The organism is Achromobacter sp. E1, assembly GCF_037039475.1.
Lineage (GTDB): Bacteria > Pseudomonadota > Gammaproteobacteria > Burkholderiales > Burkholderiaceae_B > Achromobacter > Achromobacter mucicolens.
Window position 1 is genome coordinate 1,564,009 of sequence record NZ_CP146253.1, and the last position, 25,246, is coordinate 1,589,254.

Below are 25,246 nucleotides of genomic sequence, written 5' to 3' on the forward strand. Positions count from 1 at the left end.
ACATCATGACCCACGCATCCAAGCCCCTCGTTGCCCCCGCGCACGTCAGTGCCATTGCCCCGTACCAGGCCGGCAAGCCGATTGAAGAACTGGCCCGCGAGTTCGGGCTGGATCCGGCCACCATCGTCAAGCTGGCTTCCAACGAAAACCCGCTGGGCATGCCCAAGTCGGCGCGCGCGGCCATGCTGGCCGCCGCCGAATCGCTGGCGCGCTATCCGGACCCCAACGGTTTCGACCTGAAGGCGGCGCTTGCCGAACGCTATGGCGTGCCGATGAACTGGATCACGCTGGGCAACGGTTCCAACGACATCCTGGAAATCGCCGCGCTCGCGCTGCTGGAACCGGGCACGTCGGCGGTGTACGCGCAGCACTCGTTTGCGGTCTACCGCCTGGCCACGCAAGCGCGCGGCGCGCGCCATATCGTGGTGCCCGCCGTCGACCACGGCCATGACCTGGATGCGATGTTCGAGGCGATCGCCGACGACACGCGGCTGGTGTTCATCGCCAACCCGAACAACCCGACCGGCACTTTCGTGCCGGGCGAGAAGGTCGCCGAATTCCTCGAACGCGTAGAGGCCGCCCACGGCGACCGCGTCACCGTTGTGCTGGACGAGGCCTACAACGAATACCTCGACCCCGAATTGCGCTTTGACAGCACCGCGCTGGTGCGCCGCTATTCGAACCTGATCGTGTCGCGCACGTTCTCCAAGGCCTATGGCCTGGCGGGCCTGCGTGTCGGGTTCTCGGTCGCGCAGCCCGGTCTGACCGATCTGCTGAACCGCGTGCGCCAACCGTTCAACGTCAACACGCTGGCCCAGGCCGCGGCCATCGCCGCGCTCGGCGATGCGGACTACCTGGAAGAAGCCTACGCCTCCAACAAGGCGGGCAAGGCTCAGCTCTGCGCCGCGTTTGACAAGCTCAACCTGCGTTACGTGCCCAGCTACGGCAACTTCGTGCTGGTCCACGTCGGCGACGCGCCGCGCATCAACCTTGAACTTCTCAAGCGTGGCGTCATCGTGCGTCCGGTGGCCGGCGACGGCCTGCCGGAGTGGTTGCGCGTGTCCATTGGACTGCCCCATGAAAACGCCCGATTCATCGACGCCCTGACCGCCATCCTGACCGCATGAACGACGCGTTACCTTCTTCCGATCAGGGGGCCGCGGGCCCCCTGATTCCTGTGTTGGCAGTGGTTGGCGTCGGCTTGATCGGCGGTTCGTTCGCGGCGGCCTTGCGCCAAGCCGGGCAGGTTGGCAAGGTGCTGGGCGTGGGACGCAATGCGCAGTCGCTGGAACGCGCCGTCGCGCTGGGCCTGATCGACGAGGCCGTGCCAGCGGAAGCTGCGGCCGCCCAGGCGGATCTCATCATGCTGGCCACGCCGGTTGGCGGCCTGACGAACGTGCTGTCGCAGATGCGGCCGCACCTTGCCCCAAATACCATCCTGACCGATGGAGGCAGCACCAAGGCCGAGGTGGTCGACGCCGCGCGCGAGGCGCTGGGCGACCGCATTGGCCAGTTCGTGCCGGGCCACCCCATCGCGGGCGCCGAGCGTACCGGGCCGGAGGCGGCGGACGCCAGCCTGTATCGCGGTCGCACCGTCATCCTCACGCCCGTGCCGGAAAACCAGGCAGCCGCCCTGACGCTGGTGCGCCGGGCCTGGCAGGCCTGCGGCGCGGACGTGATCGACATGGAGGCAGGCGCGCACGACCGTGTGCTCGCGTCGGTCAGCCATCTTCCGCATCTGCTTTCCGCGGTGTATATGGAACAGGTGGCCACGGCCGCCGACGCCCAGACCCGGCTTGACCTGGCGGGCAGCGGCTTTCGCGACTTCACCCGTATCGCCGCCGGATCGCCCGAGATGTGGCGCGACATCTTTCTGTCCAACCGCGACGCGATGCTGGCCGAACTGGCTGCGGTGCGCGGGGTGCTGGACCGTGCCGAGCGCGCTATTGCCGATGGCGACGGCGAGGCTTTGCTGACGTTGCTGGACACGGCGGCGCGTGCGCGCCGCGGCTGGCGCAAGGAGTAGTTCAATGGGCGCTTTGCCTTACCTCGATCTGCCGCGTGTGCGGCGCGCGCAGGGCATGATGGCCTTGCCGGGATCCAAGAGCATTTCCAACCGCGTGCTGCTGCTGTCGGCCATTGCCGAGGGCACGACCGTCATCACCGGCCTGCTGGACTCCGACGATACCCGCGTCATGCTGGCTGCGTTGCGCCAGTTGGGCGTGCAGGTGTCCGACCTGGACGCCGGCCGCGTGACGGTGCAGGGCGTGCGCCGCTTTCCGGTCGAAAGCGCCGACCTTTTCATGGGCAATGCCGGCACTGCGATTCGCCCGCTGACGGCGGCGTTGGCGCTGATGGGCGGCGACTACCGCCTGTCCGGCGTGCCGCGCATGCACGAACGCCCCATCGGCGACCTGGTCGACGCGCTGAACGCGCTGGGCGCGCGCATCGACTACCTGGGGCAGCCGGGCTATCCGCCGCTGCACATCGGCCGCGGCGACATCGCCGAGAACGCCGTGACGCGCGTGCAGGGTTCGGTGTCCAGCCAATTCCTGACCGCATTGCTGCTGGCCGCGCCGCTGCAGGCGGCGCGCAGCGGCAAGCCGGTGACCATCGAGGTCGTCGGCGAGCTGATCTCCAAGCCCTATATCGAAATCACCCTGAACCTGATGGCGCGCTTTGGCGTGCTGGTGCAGCGGGACGGCTGGAGCCGCTTCGTGGTGGAGGCGGGCGCGGCTTACCGGAGTCCGGGCGAGATCGCCGTGGAAGGGGACGCATCGACGGCGTCGTATTTCCTGGCGCTGGGCGCCATCGGCGGCGGCCCCGTGCGGGTGACCGGCGTGGGCGCCGACAGCATCCAGGGCGATGTGGGATTCGCGAGCACCCTGGCCGACATGGGTGCCAAGGTCACCTACGGCCCGGGCTGGATCGAAGTCTCGGGTGTGCAGGTCGCCGACGGGGCGCGCCTGAAGGCTTTCGACACCGATTTCAACCTGATTCCCGACGCCGCCATGACGGCCGCCGCGCTGGCCCTGTATGCGGACGGCCCCTGCCGGCTGCGCAACATCGGCAGCTGGCGCGTCAAGGAGACGGACCGCATCCACGCCATGCAGACCGAGCTTGAAAAGCTGGGTGCGCGGGTGGAATCCGGTCCCGACTGGCTGCAGGTGACGCCGCCGGCGCAGGACGCCTGGCGCGATGCGCACATCGGCACCTGGGACGACCATCGCATGGCCATGTGCTTCTCGCTGGCAGCGTTTGGCCCGGCGGCGGTCCGCATTCTCGACCCCGGTTGTGTCAGCAAGACGTTCCCGGGTTACTTTGACGTCTACGCCGGCCTGGTGTCGGCCTAGCGCTGCATGGCATCCATGACTTCGACAGCTTCAACTTCCGCCTCACCGGCCCCGGTCATCACGATCGACGGCCCCACCGCCTCCGGCAAGGGCACCGTGGCTCATCGCGTCGCCAAGGCGCTGGGCTGGGCCGTGCTGGACAGCGGCGCGCTGTACCGCCTGACCGCGCTGGCCGCCATCAACCGCGGCGTTGCCGCCGAGGACGAGCCGGCCGTGGCTCGCGTGGCCGAGACGCTGGATGTGCGTTTCGAGGGTCCCCACGTGTACCTCGAGGGCGCCGATGCGGGCCATGACATCCGCCGCGAGGAAGTGGGCAATTTCGCGTCCCGCGTGGCTGCCTTTCCCGGCGTACGGCAGGCGCTGCTCGAGCGCCAGCGCGCCTTCCGGCTGCCGCCAGGCCTGGTCGCGGACGGCCGCGACATGGGCACCGTCGTGTTCCCGGATGCGTCCCTGAAGGTCTTCCTGGTGGCCGACGTTGTCGCCCGGGCGGAGAGGCGGCGTAAGCAGTTGATCGAAAAGGGAATTTCTGCTAATCTAGACGACCTTTTGCGGGATATGCGCGAGCGTGATGCGCGCGATACCGGGCGCGCCACCGCGCCGCTCGCTCCCGCAGCAGATGCACACGTGCTGGATTCGTCCAACCTGACAATCGCAGAAACGGTGCAGGCAATACTGGATTTCTGGCAGCAAGCCAGCCAGTGATGCGCGACGCAGCACTTAAAGCAGTTTTTTGATTAGGCCCTGCTCAAGCCAGGCGACTCCCCCACGGGCCACCCCGCAAGGGTCAGCCAGCCGGCAGGTATTTTGACTCCACTGTGGCGGGCAATCCGCTGCGGTGTGTTCTTAACGGCCATTTCGGCCCAATGGATTTCAACCCCATGTCTTCCGTTTCCACTACCGCCACCGGCGGCGAAAGCTTCGCCGACCTTTTCGCACAAAGCCTCAAGAGCCAGGACATGAAGTCCGGCGAGGTCATCAGCGCCGAAGTCGTGCGCGTCGACCACAATTTCGTCGTCGTCAACGCCGGCCTGAAGTCCGAAGCGCTGATCCCCCTGGAAGAGTTCCTGAACGACCAGGGCGAGCTCGAAGTGCAACCCGGCGATTTCGTCTCGGTGGCCATCGATTCCCTGGAAAACGGCTACGGCGACACCATCCTGTCGCGTGACCGCGCCAAGCGCCTGTCGGCCTGGCTGCAACTGGAAAAGGCCCTGGAGAACGGCGAACTGGTTACCGGCACCATCACCGGCAAGGTGAAGGGCGGTCTGACCGTCATGACCAACGGCATCCGCGCGTTCCTGCCGGGTTCGCTGGTGGATCTGCGTCCGGTCAAGGACACCACCCCGTACGAAGGCAAGACCCTCGAATTCAAGGTCATCAAGCTCGACCGCAAGCGCAACAACGTTGTGCTGTCGCGTCGCCAGGTGCTGGAAGCCAGCATGGGCGAAGAGCGTCAAAAGCTGCTCGAAACCCTGCACGAAGGTGCCGTGGTCAAGGGCGTGGTCAAGAACATCACCGACTACGGCGCGTTCGTCGACCTGGGCGGCATCGATGGCCTGCTGCACATCACCGACATGGCCTGGCGCCGTGTGCGTCACCCCTCCGAAGTCCTGCAAGTGGGTCAGGAAGTCGAAGCCAAGGTCCTCAAGTTCGACCAGGAAAAGAGCCGCGTCTCCCTGGGCGTCAAGCAGCTTGGCGAAGATCCGTGGGTGGGCCTGGCTCGCCGCTACCCGCAAGGCACCCGCCTGTTCGGCAAGGTCACGAACCTGACCGACTACGGCGCGTTCGTTGAAGTCGAAGCCGGCATCGAAGGCCTGGTCCACGTGTCCGAAATGGACTGGACCAACAAGAACGTCGACCCGCGCAAGGTTGTGACCCTGGGCGAAGAAGTCGAAGTCATGGTCCTGGAAATCGACGAAGACCGTCGCCGCATTTCGCTGGGCATGAAGCAGTGCCGCCAGAACCCGTGGGAAGAGTTCGCCACGAACTTCAAGCGTGGCGACAAGGTCCGCGGCGCCATCAAGTCGATCACCGACTTCGGCGTGTTCGTTGGCCTGCCCGGCGGCATCGACGGCCTGGTCCACCTGTCCGACCTGTCGTGGACGGAAGCTGGCGAAGAAGCCGTCCGCAACTTCAAGAAGGGCGACGAAATCGAAGCCGTGGTTCTGGGCATCGACACCGACAAGGAACGCATCTCGCTGGGCATCAAGCAGCTGGAAGGCGACCCCTTCAACAACTTCGTCGCCACGTTTGACAAGGGCGCCGTGGTTCCGGGCACCATCAAGTCGGTCGAAGCCAAGGGCGCCGTGGTTACGCTGTCCGTGGACGTCGAAGGCTACCTGCGCGCTTCCGAGATCTCCTCGGGCCGCGTCGAAGATGCCACCACCGTGCTGTCCGCCGGCGAGAACATCGAAGCCATGATCGTCAACATCGACCGCAAAACGCGTTCGATCCAGCTGTCGATCAAGGCCCGCGACAACGCCGAAACCGCCGACACGATCCAGCGCATGTCCGACGCCAGCGCTTCGTCCGGCACCACCAACCTCGGCGCGCTGCTGAAGGCCAAGCTGGACCAACAGCGCAACGACGGTTAATTCGTGACCAAGTCGGAGCTGATCGCCGCCTTGGCGGCCCGCTATCCTCAGCTGGCCGCCCGCGACACCGATTACGCGGTCAAGACCGTACTTGATGCAATGACCCAGGCGCTTGCCTCGGGTCAGCGCATCGAGATCCGCGGTTTTGGCAGTTTTTCGTTGTCGCAGCGGTCTCCCCGCATCGGTCGCAATCCCAAATCCGGCGAGCAGGTGCTGGTGCCTGGCAAACAGGTGCCGCACTTCAAGGCAGGCAAGGAATTGCGCGAACGGGTGGACCTGGTCGGCGGCAATGACGAGGACGCTCAATCCTCCGGATCGAGCGAGTCGATGCCGTCTTCCATGGCAGGTTTGCACGCCATGCATTGACGCGTCGGCCAGGCAGAGCTGCCTTCGGGCAGATCGGACCGCGAACGAAGCCCCTTGAGAAATCAAGGGGCTTCGTTTTTGTGGCGCCCGTTCACGCGTTCGTCCCACCTTCGCATTCGCTGTCCGGGCTCCGCCTTGGGGCTTTTTTTTCTCTCGCCGTGAAGACGTCGCTTACAATTGACGGTCTCAATCATCTGGAGCATGCGCCATGCGCTATCTCGTCTGGGCCCTGCGATTGCTCGTCTTTGTGGCGGTGTTGATGTTCGCCTTGAAGAACACCGACCCCGTCGCCGTGAAGTTCTACGCCGACTACGTCATCCAGGACGTCCCGCTGATCGTCGTCATGCTGGTGGTATTCGTGCTTGGCGCGTTGTTCGGGCTGCTGCTGACCGTTCCCGCAGCGCTGCGCCGCCGCCGCGAGGCTATCCGCCTGCGCCGCGAACTGGATCGCATCCAGGCCGCCGCCAACGGCACCACGCCTGTCGTGCCCCCCGAAGCCGTCGCTCCCATGTCGCCGCTGTGACATCGCGCCGGCTTTTTTGCACCGAATTACCGCATGAGTCCGAATAGTGGATTTTGAACCTTGGTGGTTGATTTTCGTCCCGGTGCTGTTCGCACTGGGCTGGCTGGCCGCGCGTTTCGATATCCGGCAGATGCTGCGGGAAACGCGTAGCCTGCCTGACTCCTATTTCCGCGGGCTCAACTTCCTGCTCAACGAAGAGCCGGACCGCGCCATCGACGCGTTCGTCGAGGTCGCCAAGCTGGACCCGGAAACCACGGAGCTGCACTTTGCCCTGGGCAGCCTGTTTCGCCGCCGCGGCGAAATGGAGCGCGCCATCCGCGTGCATCAAAGCCTGCTGAACCGTTCCGACCTGCCGCAGGCCGAGCGCGAACACGCGCAGCACGAACTGGCGCAGGACTTCCTGAAGGCCGGGATGCTGGACCGGGCCGAAAGCGGTTTCGAGCAGCTCAAGGACACGCGTTACGCGTTGCCCGCGCTGCGCTCGCTGATCCGCATCTACGAATCCGAACACGATTGGCCGCGTGCGATCGAGGCCGTCAAGACCTTGCAGGGCCTGGTCGACGAGCCCGTCCCGCAAATCGTGCACTACTACTGCGAGCAGGCGCAGACCGCGTTGGCGGCCAAGCCGGCCGACGTCGAAAGCGCGCACAAGGCGCTGGACGCCGCGGACCACGCGCTGACCACCACCGAGGCCGCCTCGAGCAAGGGCGCCAAGGTGCGCACCGCCATGCTGCGCGCGCGCCTGGCGCTGATCGAGCAGGATCCCAAGCGCGAAAGGCTGTACCTGGAATCGGTCATGACCGATGCGTCCGAGTACGCCGGGCTGGTGGCCGAGCAGTTGCTGGCGAACTATCGCAACGCCAACCAGGCCGCTGCGGGCCTGGACTTCCTGCAAAAGCAGTATGGCCGCCATGCGTCCCTGGATCTGTTCAACGTGGTGTTCCGGGAACTGCGCGTGCAGCAGGGCGCGGCGACGGCTTGGGCCTTCGCGCGCGGCGCGCTGCGCAGCCATCCTTCGCTGCTGGGGCTAGATCGCCTCCTGGAGGCCGAACTGGCCAACGGCGACAGCGATGGCGACCACGGCCCGGTGCCGGGCGCGGACCTGACCCTGCTGCGCAGCCTGATTCACAAACACACGCAACGGCTCGATCGCTACGCATGCCGCAATTGCGGTTTTCAAGCGCGTCGCTTCTACTGGCAATGTCCCGGCTGCAACGCCTGGGAAACCTATGCGCCGCGCCGTCTGGAAGAACTTGAATGAACTCTTTTCCCGCCGAAGCCATTTCGCGTAGCCGCGTGCTCGTGGTTGGCGACGTCATGCTGGACCGCTACTGGTTCGGCGAAGTGGAGCGCATCTCCCCCGAAGCGCCGGTGCCGGTCGTGCGGGTCGCCCGCCGCGAAGATCGTCTGGGCGGCGCCGCCAACGTGGCGCGCAACGTGGCCGCGCTGGGCGGCCATGTCACGCTGGTCGGCGTGCTGGGTCAGGACGAGGCCGGCGACAGCGTCCGGCGCCTGTCCACCGAGGCCGGCATCCAGGGCGACCTGATCGCCGACAACGAACTGCACACCACCCTAAAGATGCGCGTCCTGGGCCGCCAGCAGCAACTCTTGCGCGTGGATTTCGAACAGCATCCCTCGCAGGCATCGCTGGACGCCGTGGACGCGGCCCTGGCGCGCCACCTGGCCAACCACGACATCGTCGTGCTGTCGGATTACGCCAAAGGCGTGCTGACCCGCGTGGAGTCTTTGATTGCGCTGGCGCGCAGCGCAGGCATCCCGGTGTTGGTGGATCCCAAGGGCGATGACTACTCGCGCTATCGCGGCGCGACCCTGGTCACGCCCAACCGCTCGGAAATGCAGCAGGCGGTCGGCCGCTGGAATTCCGAGGCCGAATTGACCGATCGCGCGCAGCGCCTGCGCGCGGATCTGGACCTTGAAGCCCTGCTTGTGACGCGGTCCGAGCAGGGCATGACTTTGTTTTCCGATGCGGGACGCGATCACACCGATGCGCAGGCGCACGAAGTGTTCGACGTGTCGGGCGCGGGCGATACCGTGCTTGCCACGCTGGCGGTCACGCGCGCCATCGGGCTGCCCTGGGCCGAGGCCATGGGCTGGGCCAACAAGGCCGGCGGCATCGCCGTGGGCAAGCTGGGCACGTCCGTCGTCACCGCCGCGGAATTGGCAGGAGAATCCTCATGATCGTCGTTACCGGAGCCGCGGGCTTCATTGGCAGCAACCTGGTTCGCGGGCTCAACCGCCGCGGCATCGAAGACATCATTGCCGTCGATGACCTGACCGAAGGCGACAAGTTCGTCAATCTCGTCGATTGCAAGATCGCCGACTACATGGACAAGGACGACTTCCGCCGCCGAGTCGCCGACGGCAGCCTGCCCGATATCCGCGCGGTGCTGCATCAGGGCGCTTGCTCGGACACCACCGAGCGCAACGGCCGCTACATGCTGGACAACAACTACCGCGTCACGCTGGAGCTCTTCGAGTTCTGCCAGACGCGCCGCGTGCCGTTCCTGTATGCGTCCTCCGCGGCCGTGTACGGCGGGTCGACGACCTACATCGAGCATCCCGACAACGAAGGCCCGCTGAACGTCTACGGCTATTCCAAGCTGCTGTTCGACCAGGTGCTGCGCAAGCGCATGGACAGCCTGACGGCGCAAGTCGTCGGCCTGCGGTACTTCAATGTGTATGGCCCGCACGAGCAGCACAAGGGCCGCATGGCCTCGGTGGCCTTCCACAACATGAACCAGTTCCTGGAACACGGGCACGTGCGCCTCTTCGCGGGTTGGGACGGCTACGTGGATGGCGGCCAGAGCCGCGATTTCATCTCGGTCGAAGACGTGGTCGCGGTGAACCTGCACTTCCTGGATCATCCCGAGCAATCCGGCATCTTCAACTGCGGCACCGGCAAGGCGCAGCCGTTCAATGACGTGGCGGCCGCGGTGGTCAACACGTTGCGCGCCGAGCGTGGCGAGGCCGAGCTGACGCTGGCGCAGCTGGCCGAACTGGACCTGATCCGCTACATCCCGTTCCCGGACGACCTCAAGGGCCGCTACCAAAGCTACACGCAGGCCGATGTCACGCAGCTTCGCGCCGCCGGCTTCACGGCACCCATGCGCGATGTGCAGACGGGCGTGGCCGAATACGTGCGCTACTGGCGCGCCCGCAAGTAATCCTTCCGGCAGCCGATCCGACAAGGCCACCGCCATGCGGTGGCTTTTTTTCGCCCGCGTGGTTGCCGGGCTGGATGAATTGATTCACTCGCCGGGCGCGGCGCGGGGCGGGGCCCGATGATGGGAACAAGGCGCGGCAACCGCTGCGCTCCGACCCCTCAGGAGTGCCCATGAATCCCTTCGTCCATTCCACCGTTGCCCGCCATCTGCCGCTGGCGCCGTGGCGCCGCGCGCGTCCGGCCGCCATGCCCGCCTGCCCGCGCGCGGGCCAGCGTGCGCTGCGGCAGGTGCTTGGCGCCTTGCTGCTGTCCGCCGGCCTTGGCGTGGCCGCGCCGCCCGCCCAGGCCGTGGATATCAACCAGGCCACGGCGGCCCAGCTTGAAGGCTTGCGGGGCATCGGCCCGCGCACCGCCGACATCATCGTGCGCGAACGCGAACGCGGCGGCCGTTTCGAATCGCTGGACGACCTGACCGAGCGTGTGCGGGGCATCGGACAGAAAAAGGCGCAGGCGCTTCAGGCGGCCGGCCTGACGATCGGCGCGTCGGGCGCCGCGCCGAAGTCTGCGGCGGCAGCCGCGCCCGCAGCCCGCGCCGCACCAGGCAAGGCGGCTGCGGCGAAGCCGGCCGGGGCGTCCACGGCGGGCGGCGCGCCGGTCCCGGCCCGCGCCAAGCCCTGAGCCCGGCGGTCACGCGATCCGGCGGTCCGGCGGTCCGGCGATCCGGAGATCCGGAGATCAGGCGATCAGGCGGTCCGGCGATCCTGCATCTCTGCATCCCGGCGATGCGGGGAGCCCCTGGCGCGTGCGCGGCTTTTGGGGTCGCGCGGCGCCGGGCGGAGTTATGATCGACCGCATGACTACTACCTACCCCACCATCGAGCAGACCGTCGGCAACACGCCCCTGGTGCGCCTGCAGCGCATTCCCGGGGCGGCGGGAGACGCGCGCGGCAATGTCATCCTGGCCAAGCTGGAAGGCAACAATCCGGCGGGATCCGTGAAGGATCGCCCGGCCTTGTCGATGATCCAGCGCGCCGAAGAGCGCGGCGACATCAAGCCGGGCGACACCCTCATCGAAGCCACCAGCGGCAATACCGGCATTGCGCTGGCCATGGCGGCCGCCATGAAGGGCTACCGCATGATCCTGATCATGCCGGACAACCTGTCCGTCGAGCGGCGTGCCGCCATGGCGGCGTATGGCGCTGAGCTCATCCTGACGCCGGCCGACAAGGGCGGCATGGAATACGCCCGCGACCTGGCGACCGAGATGCAGGCCGACGGCCGGGGGCTGGTGCTGGACCAGTTCGCCAATCCCGACAATCCGCGCGCGCACATTGAAACCACGGGCCCGGAACTCTGGAACCAGACGGAAGGACGCATCACGCACTTCGTCAGCGCCATGGGCACCACGGGCACGATCATGGGCGTGTCCACGTACCTCAAGTCGCGCAACCCCGCCGTGCAGGTGGTGGGTGCGCAGCCGGCCGAAGGATCGCAGATTCCGGGCATCCGCAAATGGCCCGAGGCCTATATGCCCAAGATCTTCGACCGCAGCCGTGTGGACGCCTACGAGTCCATCCAGCAGTCTGAAGCCGAAGTGATGGCGCGGCGGCTGGCCGCCGAGGAAGGCATTTTCGGCGGGATCTCGTCGGCCGGCGCACTGGTCGCGGCCCTGCGGGTTGCCGAGCGCGTCAACGATGCGACCATCGTGTTCATCGTGTGCGACCGCGGCGACCGCTATCTGTCCACCGGCGTCTTCAACTGACCTGCTGGCTGGCCCGCGCGGGATTGCGTGGCGTGCCGTCCAGGACAAAGCGGCAATCCCTTGAATGAAAAAACGCCCCGGCGGTTGAATCCGCCGGGGCGTTTTTCCACCCGCGCGGCAGCAGTCACCGCGCGGGCAAAATCGGCGCGCGCACGATCATCGCGTCACGCGGGCCTCGATCTCGGTGGCCAGATCGGCCACCGACGTGGCGTAGAAGTAGCTGCGGTTGTACTTGGTCAGCGCAAAGAAGTTGGGCGTCCCCACGCGATACTGCGCCGTGCCGCGCATTTCCTCGACCAGATCCACCACGCCCAGCGGCTGGCTGACCCAGCCATCGCTGGATGCGCCGGGCTGCAGGCGCGAGCCGGCCGCCGTCAGCGTGGTCCAGCTTTGCTTGGGCTCCAGGCCGCCGTCCACCAAGGCGGTCGGGTCGGCGGGCAGCACCACGGGCGCGAACACCGGCACGCCGCGCTGCCAGCCGTGCTGCGCCAGGAAACTGCCCACGGACATGATGGCGTCCTGGGTGTTGTTGGTCAGGTCGATATGGCCGTTGCCGTCGCCGTCCACGGCGTAATGCATCACGCTGGTCGGCATGAATTGGGGCATGCCGATCGCGCCGGCGTAAGACCCCTTGGTTTCCAGTTCCAGCTTGTCGTTCATGACGAGCGTCAGGAAGTCGGCCAACTGGGTGCGGAACATCGTGGCGCGCTCGGGCTTGGCCGGGTCCGGGTAGTCGAAGGCCAGCGTGGCCAGCGCGTCCAGCACGCGGAAATTGCCCATGTTGCGGCCATACAGCGTTTCGACGCCGATGATGGAGGCGATGATCGGGGCCGGCACGCCAAAGCGTTGCGCCGCCTGATTCAGCAGGTCGCGGTTTTCGTTGTAGAACTCGACGCCCCAGGCAATGCGCTTGGGTTCGACGAAGCGGGAGCGATAGGTCAGCCAGCTGCGCCAGACCTTCTTGCCGGGCGGGGAGGGCGCGATGAGCCGCGCCACCGTGGCGTTGTAACGTGAGCTTTCCAGCGCCTGGACCATCGGCGCCAGCGGCAGCTGACGCTCGGCGGCCAGGTTTTCGACGAAGGTGCGGACGTCGGGCCGCAAGGCGCCGGATGGCGTCAGCGTGGCGGGCGCGTCGTCCGCGAGTTCGGGGCCGAGCGTCGGCGTGCTGGGCCCGATGCGGATGGCGGGCGTCCCTGAAGCCTGAGCGGTCTGGGAAGCGGAAGGAGTGGAGGTTGCTGCGGTGGGAGTGGTGGTGGAGCACCCCGCCAGCAGAGCGGAAAGCGCGCCGAGTTGCAGTATTCGCCGACAGATGAACATAATCTTCCTTATGGAGACCATGTATCTTACCCACCCGGCATGCCGCTTGCATGAAATGGGAAGCTGGCATCCGGAAAGCCCCCAGAGGCTGGACGCCATCTCCGATCAGTTGCTCGCAAGCGGATTGATGCCTTACCTGAATGACCGGCAGGCGCCGCAGGCGTCCCGCAATGACCTCTTGCGCGTGCACACTGTCCAGTACCTGGACAGTTTGCAGAAACATACGCCGGACCAAGGGTATTACCCTATCGATCCCGATACGCTCATGAACCCGCACACCTTCGAGGCGGCGTTGCATGCGGCGGGAGCGGGGGTGGCGGCGGTCGATGCCGTGCTGGGCGGCGAGGCGCGAACGGCTTTCTGCGCCGTGCGTCCGCCCGGGCACCACGCGTGCCGGTCGCAGGCCATGGGCTTCTGCTTTTTCAACAACGTCGCCATTGCGGCGCAGCATGCCATGGACTTTCACGGCCTGACGCGCGTGGCGATCGTCGATTTCGACGTCCATCATGGCAACGGCACCGAAGATGTCTTTGCCGGGGACGATCGGGTGCTGATGTGCAGCTTCTTCCAGCATCCGTTCTTTCCCAACAGCGGCGCGGACCATCCGGCCGCCAACATGCTCAATGTGCCCGTGCCGGCCTACACGGCTGGCGCCGCGGTCAGGACCATCGTCACGGACACCTGGCTGCCGCGGCTGGAGGCGCACCGTCCGGAATTGATCCTAGTGTCCGCGGGCTTCGATGCCCATCGCGAGGACGACATGGGGCAGATGGGCCTGGTGGAGGCGGACTACGCCTGGATCACCGAGCAGCTGGTCGAGGTGGCCGATCGCCACTGTCAGGGCCGGATCGTGAGCACGCTCGAGGGCGGTTACAACTTGTCCGCCCTGGGCCGCAGCGTGGTCGCGCACATACGGGCGCTGGCGAAGCTGTAGAATCAGGAAAAAATTGTGCAATGCGATCCCGGCGCATGCCGGGTCATTATTTTCCAATTGGAGGCAGCGGGATGAAGGTGTTGGTACCTGTCAAGCGCGTCGTTGACTACAACGTCAAGGTGCGCGTCAAGTCTGATCAGACCGGCGTGGATATCGCCAACGTGAAGATGTCCATGAACCCCTTTGACGAGATCGCCGTCGAAGAAGCCACCCGCCTGAAGGAAAAGGGCGCGGTCGCTGAAGTCGTGGCGGTTTCTTGCGGCGTTGCGCAATGCCAGGAGACACTGCGTACCGCCATGGCCATCGGCGCCGATCGCGGCGTGCTGGTCCAGACCGATGCCGAACTGCAGCCGCTGGCTGTCGCCAAGCTGTTGAAAGCGCTGGTCGATAAGGAACAGCCCCAGCTCGTGATTCTGGGCAAGCAAGCCATCGACGACGACGCCAACCAGACGGGCCAGATGCTGGCCGCGCTGCTGGACTGGCCGCAAGCCACGTTCGCCAGCAAGGTCGAGCTGGCCGACGGCAAGGTCACCGTGACGCGCGAAGTCGACGGCGGCCTGGAAACCCTGTCGCTCAAGCTGCCCGCCATCGTGACCACCGACCTGCGCCTGAACGAGCCGCGCTACGTCACGCTGCCGAACATCATGAAGGCCAAGAAAAAGCAGTTGGACACCGTCACGCCGCAAGACCTGGGCGTTGATCCCGCGCCCCGCCTGAAGACGCTGAAGGTCAGCGAGCCGCCCGCCCGCAAGGCCGGCATCAAGGTTGCCGATGTCGCGGCGCTGGTGGACAAACTCAAGAACGAAGCGAAGGTGGTCTGATCATGACGACGCTGGTTATTGCCGAACACGATAACGCCCAACTCAAGGGCGCAACCCTGAACGCCATCGCCGCCGCCGCCAAGATCGGAGGCGACGTGCACGTGCTGGTCGCCGGCGCCAACGCGCGCGCCGTGGCCGACCAGGCCGCCCAGGCCGCCGGCGTGGCGAAGGTCCTGCTGGCCGATGCCCCGCATCTGGCTGACGGCCTGGCCGAAAACATCGCCGCGCAGGTGCTGGCCGTGGCCTCGAGCTACAGCCACATCCTGTTCCCGGCCACGGCCTCGGGCAAGAACGTGGCGCCCCGCGTCGCCGCCAAGCTCGACGTGGCGCAGATCTCCGACATCATCGGCGTCGAATCCGCCGATACGTTCCAGCGCCCGATCTATGCCGGCAACGCCATTGCCACCGTGCAATCGGCCGACGCCGTCAAGGTCATCACCGTGCGCACGACCGGCTTTGACGCCGTCGCCGCGCAAGGCGGTTCCGCCTCGGTCGAAGACGCTGCCGCTGTCGCCGACTCGGGCCTGTCCACGTTTGTGGGCCGCGAAGTTGCCAAGAGCGATCGTCCCGAACTGGCCGGCGCCCGCGTCGTGGTGTCGGGCGGCCGCGGTCTGGGCAGCGCCGAAAACTTCAAGATCCTGGATCCGCTGGCCGACAAGCTGGGCGCCGCGCTGGGCGCTTCGCGCGCCGCGGTCGACGCCGGCTACGCGCCGAACGACTGGCAGGTTGGCCAGACCGGCAAGATCGTCGCGCCGCAACTGTACGTGGCCGTCGGCATCTCGGGCGCCATCCAGCATCTGGCTGGCATGAAGGACTCGAAGGTCATCGTCGCGATCAACAAGGACGCCGAGGCGCCGATTTTTGGCGTGGCCGATTACGGCCTGGTGGGCGATCTGTTCACGGTCGTTCCCGAACTGACCAACGCGCTGTAAACCGCAGCGCAGGCGTCAATCAGAACCGCGGGCGTGACGCCCGCGGTTTTTTTTGCGCGGTTTTTTTGCGCGTTTTATCCGCGCCGCAAAATTGTCAAAAACGTTTGATTTTCGCAAAGACTCTGCTAACGTAACCGACGCGCTACCCCCTGTTTGCGAATGTGCTTGACCTGTACAGAACGAAGGAGATTCGTGATGGAATGGTTCTTTGACACACTACGTAAGTACCCGGAGCTGGCGATTTTCCTGACCTTGGGTCTTGGCTATTGGATCGGCGCCAAGAAGATCTTCGGCTTCAATCTGGGCGCAGTAACGGGAACTCTGTTGGTGGGCGTGCTGGTCGGCCAGCTCAACATATCGATTGCCCCCATTCTCAAGCAGGTGTTTTTCCTGCTTTTCCTCTTCGGTCTTGGCTACGGCGTAGGACCGCAATTCTTCCGCGGCATGAAAAGCGATGGCCTTCCTCAGGTCATTTTTGCCGTCGTCATCTGCGTGCTCTGCCTGCTGGTCACTTGGGGGACCGCGGTTGCGTTCGGCTTTGACGCCGGCACCGGCGCGGGATTGCTGTCGGGCGCGCAGACCATTTCTGCGGTCATGGGCGTGGCCACCGACACGATCAACGGGCTGTCCGTCGATGCCGCCACCAAGAAGCAGTGGATCGACAGCATCCCCGTCGCGTATGCGGTCTGCTACATCTATGGCACGGTGGGCAGCGCCTGGCTGCTGGCGTCCCTGGGCCCGAAGCTGATGCGCGTGGACATCGTCAAGGAATGCCAGGAATACGAGGCCAAGATGTCCGGCGGGGCCGATTCAATGGAACTGTCGGGCTACCGCAAGTTCACGGCGCGGGCCTACCGGCTGGACAACACGGATTACGTCGGCAAGACCGTTGGCGAGCTCGAGGCGAAATTCGTCGACGCCCGCGTGTTCGTCGAACGCATCCGCCGCGGCGACCAGATCATCGATGCCGACTCGGGCACGGCGCTGCAGGCCGGCGATGTGCTGGGCGTGACCGGACGCCATGACGCGCTGGTGCTGCAGGCCTCGGGTCTCATTGGCACCGAGGTCGAGGACCGTGACGTCATCAACCTGCCCGCCGAAGTCGTCGAAGTCGTGCTGACCAACAAGAACGTGGCCGGCAAGACGATCAAGGAGCTTGCCGATAACGAGACGGTGCGCCAACTGGGCCGGGGCGTGTTCCTGCGCAAGGTCGTGCGTGGCGGCCACGAGATGCCGGTCAACTGGGGCCTGAAACTGGACCGCGGCGACCGCCTTTTCATGCTGGGCGCCAAGCGCGACGTCGAACGGGTCGTGGGCAAGCTGGGCTACGTGGACCGCGCGACCAATCAGACCGACATGGTGTTCGTGGGCTTCGGCATTTTGCTGGGCGGGTTGTTCGGCACGCTGGTGCTGACCGTGGGCGGAATTCCGATCACGCTGTCCACTTCCGGCGGCGCGCTGATTTCAGGGCTGGTGTTCGGCTATCTGCGCTCCGTGCATCCGACGTTCGGGCGTGTGCCCGAGCCGGTGCACTGGTTCCTGACATCGGTAGGCCTTACCGCGTTCGTCGCCGTCGTGGGCATCGTGTCCGGACCGGGGTTCGTACAGGGCTTTCAGCAGTTGGGCGCCAAGCTCTTCATCGCCGGTGTCATTGCCACCAGCATTCCGATGATCCTGGGCGTGCTGATCGCCCGTCATGTCTTCAAGTTTCACCCGGCCATTGCGTTGGGGGTCTGCGCCGGCGCCCGGACCACGACCGCGGCCATCGGCCAGATCACCGAGACGGCGAAAAGCCAGGTCCCGGCGCTTGGCTACACGGTGCCTTATGCCATCGGCAATACCCTCCTGATCATCTGGGGCATTGTCATCGTCATGCTCATGGCCTAGCCGGACAGCCCCGCAAAGCCGCGGCGTGCGGGTGCTACAGAGCAGAAAAGCGCGGCAATCGTAACGGCGCCGGTCTTCACGGCGTCGGCCAACACGCACATCAGGAGTACACAAAATGGCTTCCACTGCGCCCGTCACCGTCAGCCTGGCCTCGGCTTTGAAGACCACGCGTTCCCATCAGCGCGACCTGGAACAGTTGTCTCCGTTTGAACTGAAGGACTATCTGATCACGCTGGCCAAGGATAGCCAGCAATCGGCCGCCGCCACCATGCTGAACGCGGGCCGCGGCAATCCCAACTGGATCGCCACGGAGCCGCGGGATGCGTTTTTCCTGTTGGGCCGGTTTGCCATGAAAGAGGCGCGCCGGGTGCGCGACGAAGGCATCCTGGCGGGCATGCCGGCCAAGAAGGGGTGCGCCGACCGGCTGCGCAAGTTCCTCTCCAAGCACAAGGGTGAAGACGGCTACGACTTTCTGGTCGGGGTGCTGGAATATGGCGTGAAGATCAAGGGGTTTGATCCGGACGAATGGATCCATGAACTGACCGACAGCATCATCGGTGACCACTATCCCGTGCCCCCCCGGGCGCTGGTGCACATCGAGCAGATCATCCATGACTACCTGGTCAAGGAAATGTGCGATGGCCGCCCGCCCAAGGGCAAGTTCGATCTCTTCCCGGTGGAAGGCGGCACGGCGGCCATGTGCTACATCTTCGATTCGCTGATGGTCAACGGTCTGCTCAAGCAGGGCGACACCATCGCGCTGTTCCTGCCCACGTTCACGCCCTACATCGAGATCGCGCACCTAGAGCGCTTCCAGTTCAAGATCGTCGGCATCAACGCCAGCAGCATGCGCGCCGACGGCACGCACGATTGGCACTATCCGCCCTCGGAAATCGCCAAGCTGGAGGATCCCAAGATCAAGCTGGCGGTCACGGTGAACCCCAGCAACCCGCCCTCCGTCGCGTTCAGTCCCGTCGAGATGAAGCAGATCGTGCGCCTGATCCGCAAGAATCCCGACCTGGTGCTGGTGACCGACGACGTCTATGGCACCTTCGTGCCGAACTTCCGGTCGCTGATGGCCGAGGTGCCGCAGAACACCATCTGCGTGTACTCCTTTTCAAAGAATTTCGGCTGCACCGGCTGGCGTCTGGGCGTCATCGCCACGCACGAGAACAACACGATGGACCGGCGCATCGCCGAGCTGCCCGCAGCGTGGAAAAAGCGGCTGGACAAGCGCTACGGCGCCATGACGATGGAGCCGGAAAAACTGAAGTTCATTGACCGCCTGGTCGCTGACAGCCGGGATGTCGCCTTGAATCACACGGCCGGCCTATCGTTGCCGCAGCAGGTGCAGATGGGGTTTTTCGCGCTGTCGCATCTGCTGGACCTGAAGGACGCCTACAAGCATCTGACCATGCAGATCGTGCGCAGCCGGCGCGACGCGCTGTGGCGGGGGCTGGGCATTCCGATGCCGCCGGAAGATCCGATGCGGGGCTGGTACTACGTCGAACTGGACTTCATGGTCTGGGCCAAGGTCATGTATGGAGACGCCTTCTGCAAATACATGATCGACAACTACGAACCGGTGGACTTCCTGTTCCGCCTGGCGGAGAAGTCGGGGGTCGTGCTGATGGACGGCGGCGGCTTCGGCGGCCCGCCGTGGTCGATCCGGATTTCGCTGGCCAACCTGGACGACGGGGACTACGCCAAGATCGGCAAGTACATGGTCGAATCCGCGACCGAATATGTCGAGGCGTGGAAGTCGTCTGAACTGGTGCGTTCCGGCCCCACCGCGGGCAAGGGCCAGACGGTCAAGGCATCTGCCGCCAAGAAGCGCGTCCCGGCTGGCAAGACGGCGGCCAAGAAGGCCGTGAAGAAGGCGGTGAAGAAGGCCGATACGGCTGCGAAGTCGGCAAAGAAGGCCGCCGCGAAGTAGGCGGCCGCAACGCAGGCAACAACAGGGCGGCGTGAACTCATGACGTGTTCGGTCGGGTTTTTCAATAGCGTCCCCATCGCGGTGTTGTTCGTCACGGTGGGCTTGGGATACCTGATCGGCAAGCTGAAGGTCGGGCCGATACAGCTAGGCGGGGTGTGCGGCACGCTCATCGTCGCCCTGCTGATCGGCCAGACCGGCTGCCAGATGCGCGGCGACCTGAAGGAGGTCGCGTTCGCCCTGTTCATCTTTGCCATGGGCTACTCCGGCGGCCCCCAGTTCTTCGCCAACCTCAACCGGTCCAGCCTGCGCTTTGTGGCGCTGCCGCTCATCGAGGCGGTGCTGGTCTTGACGATCGTGCTGACGGCCGTGCCGCTGTTCGGGCTGGATGCCGGCACCGCCGCGGGCCTGGCGGCCGGTGCGGCCACGGAATCGGCGGTCGTGGGCACCGCCGCCGAGGCGCTCAAGCACCTGGGGCTGCCGGACGCCGAGGTGCAGCGCATGGAGGCCAACATCGCGACGGCCTACACGCTGACCTACCTGGTGGGGCTTATCAGCATCGTGTTCTTCACCAGCCAGGTGGCGCCCGCGCTGCTGCGCATCAACCTGCGCGAGGCGTCCAAGGCGCTGGAGGCCCAGTTGGGCGCCACGCCCGGCGACAACGACGAAGCCAGCCTGCCGACGCTGCCGCGGCTGGTGGGACGCGCCCACGTGGTCAAGGACGTGGACGGCAAACGAGTCGCCGACGTGGAGGCCCAGTTGGGCGGGCGCACGGTGGTCAGCCGCGTCCTGCGCAATGGCGAGGCGGTCGATGCCACGCCCGATTATGTGCTGGCGACCGGCGACATCGTGGTGGTGCTGGGACAGCGCCGTTTTGCGCTGCGGGCCGGATCGGTGATCGGCCCGGAAATCCAGTTGCCCGAGGCGCACGCGGACGACCTGCAATTGAGCGAGCTGCAAGTCATCGTCAGCAAGAAGACCGTCAATGGTCACACGGTGGGCGAGCTGGCCAAGCGTCCCAACGCCCGGCGCGCGCGTGGCGTGTTCCTGCAATCCATTACGCGGTCGGGGCACGTGCTGCCCCTGACCCCCGCGACGGTCGTGCAATACGGCGATCTGGTCACCCTGGTGGGCGCGGAGCCGGAGCTGTCCGAGGCGGGCGCGGCGCTGGGATCCGAACTGCGCCGCAGCGGCGTGACCGACCTGGTCTTTCTGGCGTTCGGCATTCTTGCCGGGCTGATGATCGGCAGCCTGGGGGCAAGGCTGTGGGGGATTCCGGTATCGCTGGGCAGCGGGGGCGGGGCGCTGGTCAGCGGCCTGGTGTGCGGCTGGATCAATGCGAAGCGGCCGTCGATCGGACACATGCCGGCCCATGCCGTGCAATTGCTCAAGGACCTGGGACTGGCGATCTTCGTGGCCTGCGTGGGCCTGTCGGCCGGGCCGGATGCGCTGTCGCTGATCCGCGTGCATGGCGCGGTGCTGCCCGTGATCGGCCTGTTGGTGTCGCTGGGGCCTGCGTGCCTGTCGCTCTGGGTGGGACACAAGCTCTTGAAGATCGAAGGGCCGCTGCTGGTGGGCGCCATTGCCGGGCAGCATGTCAGCACGCCGGCCATCAGCGCCATCCTGACGGCCAGCGGCAGTTCGGTGCCCCTCTTGGGTTACACGGTGACATACGCCATCGCCAACGTGCTGCTGCCGGTGCTGGGGCCGATCATCGTGTCGCTGGCGTACCACCTGGGCTGAGGGTATTTGGTCCGGGGGGCGGGATGGCGCAAAGCCTGCTGCGAATATTGCATAAGGTTATATGACTTGCGTATTTCCCCGCCTGTTGGTTTGATGGAAGAATCGTTTCACACGCGGTCACCGCCGCCCGAAACGCGATTGCCCGCTGCGGTCCAAGCCGGACCGGCGGCCGGTCCCATCAACTGAATCCCGTACAGGAGACATCATGAGTCAACTACGCCTGGGCGACACCGCCCCTGATTTCGAGCAGGAATCCTCGGCTGGCAAGATCCGCTTCCACGAGTACCTGGGCAACAGCTGGGGGGTGCTTTTCTCGCATCCGGCCGATTTCACGCCCGTCTGCACGACCGAGCTGGGCTACACCGCCAAGCTGGCCGACGAGTTCGCCAAGCGCAACGTGAAGGTTCTGGCCCTGTCGGTCGATGGCGCCGATTCGCACGCCAAGTGGATCGAAGACATCAACGACACGCAATCGACGACGGTCAACTTTCCGATCATCGCCGACAAGGACCGCAAGGTCTCCGAGCTGTACGACATGATCCACCCGAATGCCAGCGCCACGGCGACCGTGCGTTCGGTGTTCGTCATCGATCCGAACAAGAAGATCCGCCTGACCATCACGTATCCCGCCAGCACGGGCCGCAATTTCAATGAGATCCTGCGCGTCATCGATTCGCTGCAACTGACCGACAGCCACAGCGTGGCCACGCCGGTCAATTGGGAAGACGGCGACGACGTGATCATTGTTCCTTCCCTGCAGGACGAAGCGGTCATCAAGGAGAAGTTCCCCAAGGGCTACAAGGCCGTGCGTCCGTACCTGCGCATCACGCCGCAACCGAATAAGTAAATACGAAAAACAGGGGGTGCGCGCTGCCGCTTCAGCGCGCCGGATAACCACCCGGACCGCCGCAATCTTCATAGAGGATTGCGGCGGTTTTTCGTTGCTGGGACGCGCGTCCTATATGCCTCTTGGCGATGAGCAATCAAAAAATGATTCGTTCCGTTCAGATCGGCCTGCCCGCAAACTTGCCTCCACATTGCAGATCACAGGGAGCAGGGCATGTCTTTCGGGAAAGCCGGTTGGTTGGCCGCCTTGGCCGCAGTCACGGTGTCGTTTGCCGCGATGGCGCCCGCGCAGGCACAGCAGAAGCAGACGCTGTTGAACGTGTCCTACGATCCGACGCGCGAACTCTATCGCGCCATCGATGACGCCTTCGTCAAGCAGTACAAGGAAAAGGCCAACGTCGATCTGACGATCCGCCAGTCGCACGGCGGGTCCGGCCGCCAGGCGCGTTCGGTCATCGACGGCCTGGAAGCCGACGTGGTGACGCTGGCGCTGGCCTACGACATCGACGCCATTGCCGACCGCGGCCTGCTGCCCGAGAACTGGCAGACCCGCCTGCCGCAGAACAGCTCGCCGTACACGTCCACCATCGTGTTCCTGGTGCGCAAGGGCAACCCGAAGCAGATCAAGGACTGGGACGATCTGGTCAAGGACGGCGTGCAGGTCATCACCCCGAATCCCAAGACCTCGGGCGGCGCCCGCTGGAACTACCTGGCCGCGTGGGCCTACGCGCTGGAAAAGAACGGCGGCAGCGAGGACAAGGCGCGCGCCTTCGTCGGCGACCTGCTCAAGCACGTGCCGGTGCTGGATACCGGCGCGCGCGGCGCCACCACGACGTTCGTGGAGCGCGGCGTGGGCGACGTGCTGCTGGCCTGGGAGAACGAAGCGTTCCTGGCCCTGGAGGAACTGGGCCCGGACAAGTTCGACATCGTGGTGCCGTCGCTGTCCATCCTGGCCGAACCGCCGGTGGCCATCGTCGACAAGGTCGTCGACAAGAAGGGCACACGCGCCGCCGCGCAGGCCTATCTGGAATTCCTGTACACCCCGGCCGCCCAGGAAATCATCGCCAGGAATTACTACCGTCCGCTGGACAAGACGGTCGCCGCCAAATACGAGGCGAAGTTCCCCAAGGTCAAGCTCGTCACCATCGACGACAAGATCTTCGGCGGCTGGCGCAAAGCGCAGAAGGATCACTTCAGCGACGGCGGCACCTTCGATCAGATCTACCAGCCGCAGAAGAAATAACGGCATCACGTTCGGACGACGGCCATGACTTCAGCCTCGAACCCGGTGGCAAACGGCGCGCAAGCGCCTTTTGCCGCTCGGCGCAACAGCCCGGGCGTGCTGCCCGGATTTGGCATTTCCATGGGCTACGCGGTGCTGTATCTCAGCGTGCTCGTGCTGATCCCGCTTGCCGCCTTGCCCATCAAGAGCGCCGGCCTGGGATGGCAAGGCTTCTGGGACGCAGTCACCGCGCCGCGCGTGCTGGCCTCCTACAAGCTGACCTTCGGCGCGTCGTTCATCGCTGCGCTGGTGAACCTGGTGTTCGGCACGGTGGTCGCGTGGGTGCTGGTGCGCTACCGCTTTCCCGGCAAGAAGATCCTGGACGCGCTGGTCGACCTGCCGTTCGCGCTGCCGACGGCTGTGGCGGGCATTGCCCTGACCGCGCTGTACTCGCAGAAGGGCTGGCTGGGCGGGCCGTTGTCGGAATGGTTTGGCCTGAAGGTGGCGTTCACGCCGCTGGGCATCGTCATCGCGCTTATCTTCATCGGCGTGCCGTTCGTCGTGCGCACGGTGCAGCCGGTGCTTGAAGACGTCGAGCGCGAAATCGAAGAGGCCGCCGCCAGCCTGGGCGCGGACCGCTGGCAGACCTTCCGGCGCGTGCTGCTGCCGACCATCACGCCCGCGCTGATGACGGGGTTTGCGCTGGCGTTTGCGCGCGCGGTGGGCGAGTACGGATCGGTGGTGTTCATTGCGGGCAACATGCCCATGGTGTCCGAGATCACGCCGCTGCTGATCATTTCCAAGCTGGAGCAGTTCGACTACGCCGGCGCGGCCGCCATCGCGACCGTGATGCTGGTGCTGTCGTTCGTGCTGCTGCTCGTCATCAATCTGTTGCAGGGCTGGCAGGCGCGCCGCGGCCTGGGGAGGCTGTCATGAGCGCATCGGATCGTCCCGCGCATCTGACCGAGCCGCGCTGGGTGCGCGGCGTTCTGCTGTTCATCGCGCTGGGGTTTCTGGCGCTCTTTCTGCTGGTGCCGCTGGCGGCCGTGTTTGCCGAGGCCTTCCGGAAGGGATGGGCGCTGTACCTGGACGCCATCGTCGAACCGGACGCGCTGGCGGCGATCCGTCTGACGCTGCTGGTCGCGGCAATCGCCTTGCCGGTCAATCTGGTGTTCGGCGTGGCGGCGGCGTGGGCCATCACCAAGTTCCAGTTCCGCGGCAAGCAGTTCCTCATCACGCTGATCGACCTGCCGTTCTCGGTCTCGCCCGTGGTGGCCGGTCTGGTGTTCGTGCTGCTGTTCGGCTCGCAGGGCTGGTTTGGCGAGTGGCTGCAGGCGCACGACATCAAGATCGTCTATGCGGTGCCCGGCATCATTCTCGCGACGTTGTTCGTGACGTTCCCGTTCGTGGCGCGCGAACTGATCCCGCTGATGCAGGCGCAGGGCAGCGAGGAAGAGCAGGCCGCGCTGACGCTGGGCGCGAGCGGCTGGCAGATCTTCTGGCGCGTGACGCTGCCGAACATCAAGTGGGGCCTGCTGTACGGCGCCATCCTGTGCAACGCGCGGGCAATGGGCGAGTTCGGGGCGGTGTCGGTGGTGTCCGGGCAGATCCGGGGGCTGACCAACACGATGACCCTGCATGTGGAGATTCTCTACAACGAATACCAGTATTCCGCGGCGTTCGCCGTCGCTTCGCTGCTGGCCTTGCTGGCGCTGGTGACCCTGGTGGCGAAGAACGTGGTCGAGTGGCGCAACGCGCGCCTTCTGCAGGGCGCCGACCAGCCGGTGGAGTATCCCGGCCCCGCGGTTGCCATCAACCCGGCGGCTGCCTGA

23 protein-coding genes are annotated in these 25,246 nt (G+C 65.5%); 22 read left to right on the forward strand and 1 reads right to left on the reverse strand.

Features of this window, described 5'->3' with window-relative positions; translation table 11 throughout:
• Positions 1–5 precede the first annotated feature (5 nt).
• The 12 genes from hisC (at position 6) to cysM (ending at position 11,779) form a co-directional block, all read left to right on the forward strand.
• Complete coding sequence (gene hisC / locus V6V88_RS07090; protein ID WP_062838604.1) at positions 6–1,127, forward strand: histidinol-phosphate transaminase; 1,122 nt, start codon at positions 6–8, stop codon at positions 1,125–1,127.
• Positions 1,124–2,026 (forward strand): prephenate dehydrogenase/arogenate dehydrogenase family protein, encoded by a 903-nt coding sequence (locus V6V88_RS07095; protein ID WP_142050107.1) that lies wholly within the window; start codon positions 1,124–1,126, stop codon positions 2,024–2,026. The genes hisC and V6V88_RS07095 overlap by 4 nt, the downstream gene beginning before the upstream one ends.
• Positions 2,027–2,030: 4 nt before the next feature.
• Positions 2,031–3,353, forward strand: a complete 1,323-nt coding sequence (gene aroA, locus V6V88_RS07100; protein ID WP_338618609.1) for a 3-phosphoshikimate 1-carboxyvinyltransferase — start codon at positions 2,031–2,033, stop codon at positions 3,351–3,353.
• 15 nt (positions 3,354–3,368) lie between these two features.
• Complete coding sequence (gene cmk, locus V6V88_RS07105) at positions 3,369–4,055, forward strand: (d)CMP kinase (RefSeq protein ID WP_180099121.1); 687 nt, start codon at positions 3,369–3,371, stop codon at positions 4,053–4,055.
• A gap of 176 nt (positions 4,056–4,231) precedes the next feature.
• Positions 4,232–5,944 carry a 30S ribosomal protein S1 gene (gene rpsA / locus V6V88_RS07110; protein ID WP_056322251.1) on the forward strand — a complete coding sequence of 571 codons (1,713 nt, stop codon included), beginning with the start codon at positions 4,232–4,234 and terminating at the stop codon, positions 5,942–5,944.
• A 3-nt stretch (positions 5,945–5,947) separates the two neighbouring features.
• Complete coding sequence (locus V6V88_RS07115; protein ID WP_056322254.1) at positions 5,948–6,310, forward strand: integration host factor subunit beta; 363 nt, start codon at positions 5,948–5,950, stop codon at positions 6,308–6,310.
• 208 nt (positions 6,311–6,518) lie between these two features.
• The gene (locus V6V88_RS07120) at positions 6,519–6,833 is read left to right on the forward strand and encodes a LapA family protein (RefSeq protein WP_062838607.1); all 315 of its coding nucleotides are present in this window, start codon (positions 6,519–6,521) and stop codon (positions 6,831–6,833) included.
• 46 nt (positions 6,834–6,879) lie between these two features.
• Positions 6,880–8,094: a lipopolysaccharide assembly protein LapB gene (lapB, locus tag V6V88_RS07125; RefSeq protein WP_056322260.1), complete on the forward strand. Its 1,215-nt coding sequence runs from the start codon at positions 6,880–6,882 to the stop codon at positions 8,092–8,094.
• Positions 8,091–9,032, forward strand: a complete 942-nt coding sequence (gene rfaE1 / locus V6V88_RS07130) for a D-glycero-beta-D-manno-heptose-7-phosphate kinase (protein ID WP_056322264.1) — start codon at positions 8,091–8,093, stop codon at positions 9,030–9,032. Before lapB ends, rfaE1 begins: the two co-directional genes overlap by 4 nt.
• The gene (gene rfaD, locus V6V88_RS07135) at positions 9,029–10,018 is read left to right on the forward strand and encodes an ADP-glyceromanno-heptose 6-epimerase (protein ID WP_280002306.1); all 990 of its coding nucleotides are present in this window, start codon (positions 9,029–9,031) and stop codon (positions 10,016–10,018) included. The genes rfaE1 and rfaD overlap by 4 nt, the downstream gene beginning before the upstream one ends.
• 170 nt (positions 10,019–10,188) lie before the next feature.
• Positions 10,189–10,695, forward strand: coding sequence for a helix-hairpin-helix domain-containing protein (locus tag V6V88_RS07140; RefSeq protein WP_223574709.1), 507 nt, complete (start codon positions 10,189–10,191; stop codon positions 10,693–10,695).
• A 175-nt stretch (positions 10,696–10,870) separates the two neighbouring features.
• Complete coding sequence (gene cysM / locus V6V88_RS07145) at positions 10,871–11,779, forward strand: cysteine synthase CysM (protein WP_056322744.1); 909 nt, start codon at positions 10,871–10,873, stop codon at positions 11,777–11,779.
• A 156-nt stretch (positions 11,780–11,935) separates the two neighbouring features.
• Here the strand turns inward: cysM and mltB are convergent, their stop codons facing one another.
• Positions 11,936–13,096 carry a lytic murein transglycosylase B gene (gene mltB, locus V6V88_RS07150; protein WP_056322271.1) on the reverse strand — a complete coding sequence of 387 codons (1,161 nt, stop codon included), beginning with the start codon at positions 13,094–13,096 and terminating at the stop codon, positions 11,936–11,938.
• A 10-nt stretch (positions 13,097–13,106) separates the two neighbouring features.
• On the opposite strand from mltB, the gene V6V88_RS07155 reads away from it, so the two are divergent.
• From V6V88_RS07155 to cysW, 10 genes are all read left to right on the forward strand, one after another.
• On the forward strand, positions 13,107–14,030 hold the full coding sequence (locus tag V6V88_RS07155) for a histone deacetylase family protein (RefSeq protein ID WP_082586273.1): 924 nt from the start codon (positions 13,107–13,109) through the stop codon (positions 14,028–14,030).
• 71 nt (positions 14,031–14,101) lie between these two features.
• Complete coding sequence (locus tag V6V88_RS07160) at positions 14,102–14,851, forward strand: electron transfer flavoprotein subunit beta/FixA family protein (protein ID WP_056322273.1); 750 nt, start codon at positions 14,102–14,104, stop codon at positions 14,849–14,851.
• Between the two features lie 2 nt (positions 14,852–14,853).
• Positions 14,854–15,783 (forward strand): electron transfer flavoprotein subunit alpha/FixB family protein, encoded by a 930-nt coding sequence (locus tag V6V88_RS07165; protein ID WP_056322276.1) that lies wholly within the window; start codon positions 14,854–14,856, stop codon positions 15,781–15,783.
• A 195-nt stretch (positions 15,784–15,978) separates the two neighbouring features.
• Complete coding sequence (gene aspT, locus V6V88_RS07170) at positions 15,979–17,670, forward strand: aspartate-alanine antiporter (RefSeq protein WP_279210530.1); 1,692 nt, start codon at positions 15,979–15,981, stop codon at positions 17,668–17,670.
• A 115-nt stretch (positions 17,671–17,785) separates the two neighbouring features.
• Positions 17,786–19,606: a bifunctional aspartate transaminase/aspartate 4-decarboxylase gene (locus tag V6V88_RS07175; protein ID WP_142050095.1), complete on the forward strand. Its 1,821-nt coding sequence runs from the start codon at positions 17,786–17,788 to the stop codon at positions 19,604–19,606.
• A 39-nt stretch (positions 19,607–19,645) separates the two neighbouring features.
• On the forward strand, positions 19,646–21,346 hold the full coding sequence (gene aspT, locus V6V88_RS07180; protein WP_338618622.1) for an aspartate-alanine antiporter: 1,701 nt from the start codon (positions 19,646–19,648) through the stop codon (positions 21,344–21,346).
• A 205-nt stretch (positions 21,347–21,551) separates the two neighbouring features.
• Positions 21,552–22,193: a peroxiredoxin gene (locus tag V6V88_RS07185; protein ID WP_217617709.1), complete on the forward strand. Its 642-nt coding sequence runs from the start codon at positions 21,552–21,554 to the stop codon at positions 22,191–22,193.
• A 276-nt stretch (positions 22,194–22,469) separates the two neighbouring features.
• Entirely contained in the window at positions 22,470–23,435 is a 966-nt protein-coding gene (locus V6V88_RS07190) for a sulfate ABC transporter substrate-binding protein (RefSeq protein ID WP_230964897.1), read from the forward strand.
• Between the two features lie 24 nt (positions 23,436–23,459).
• A complete protein-coding gene (gene cysT / locus V6V88_RS07195; RefSeq protein ID WP_056322290.1) occupies positions 23,460–24,350 on the forward strand; it encodes a sulfate ABC transporter permease subunit CysT in 891 nt (296 codons plus the stop codon).
• On the forward strand, positions 24,347–25,246 hold the full coding sequence (gene cysW, locus V6V88_RS07200; RefSeq protein ID WP_062838614.1) for a sulfate ABC transporter permease subunit CysW: 900 nt from the start codon (positions 24,347–24,349) through the stop codon (positions 25,244–25,246). The genes cysT and cysW overlap by 4 nt, the downstream gene beginning before the upstream one ends.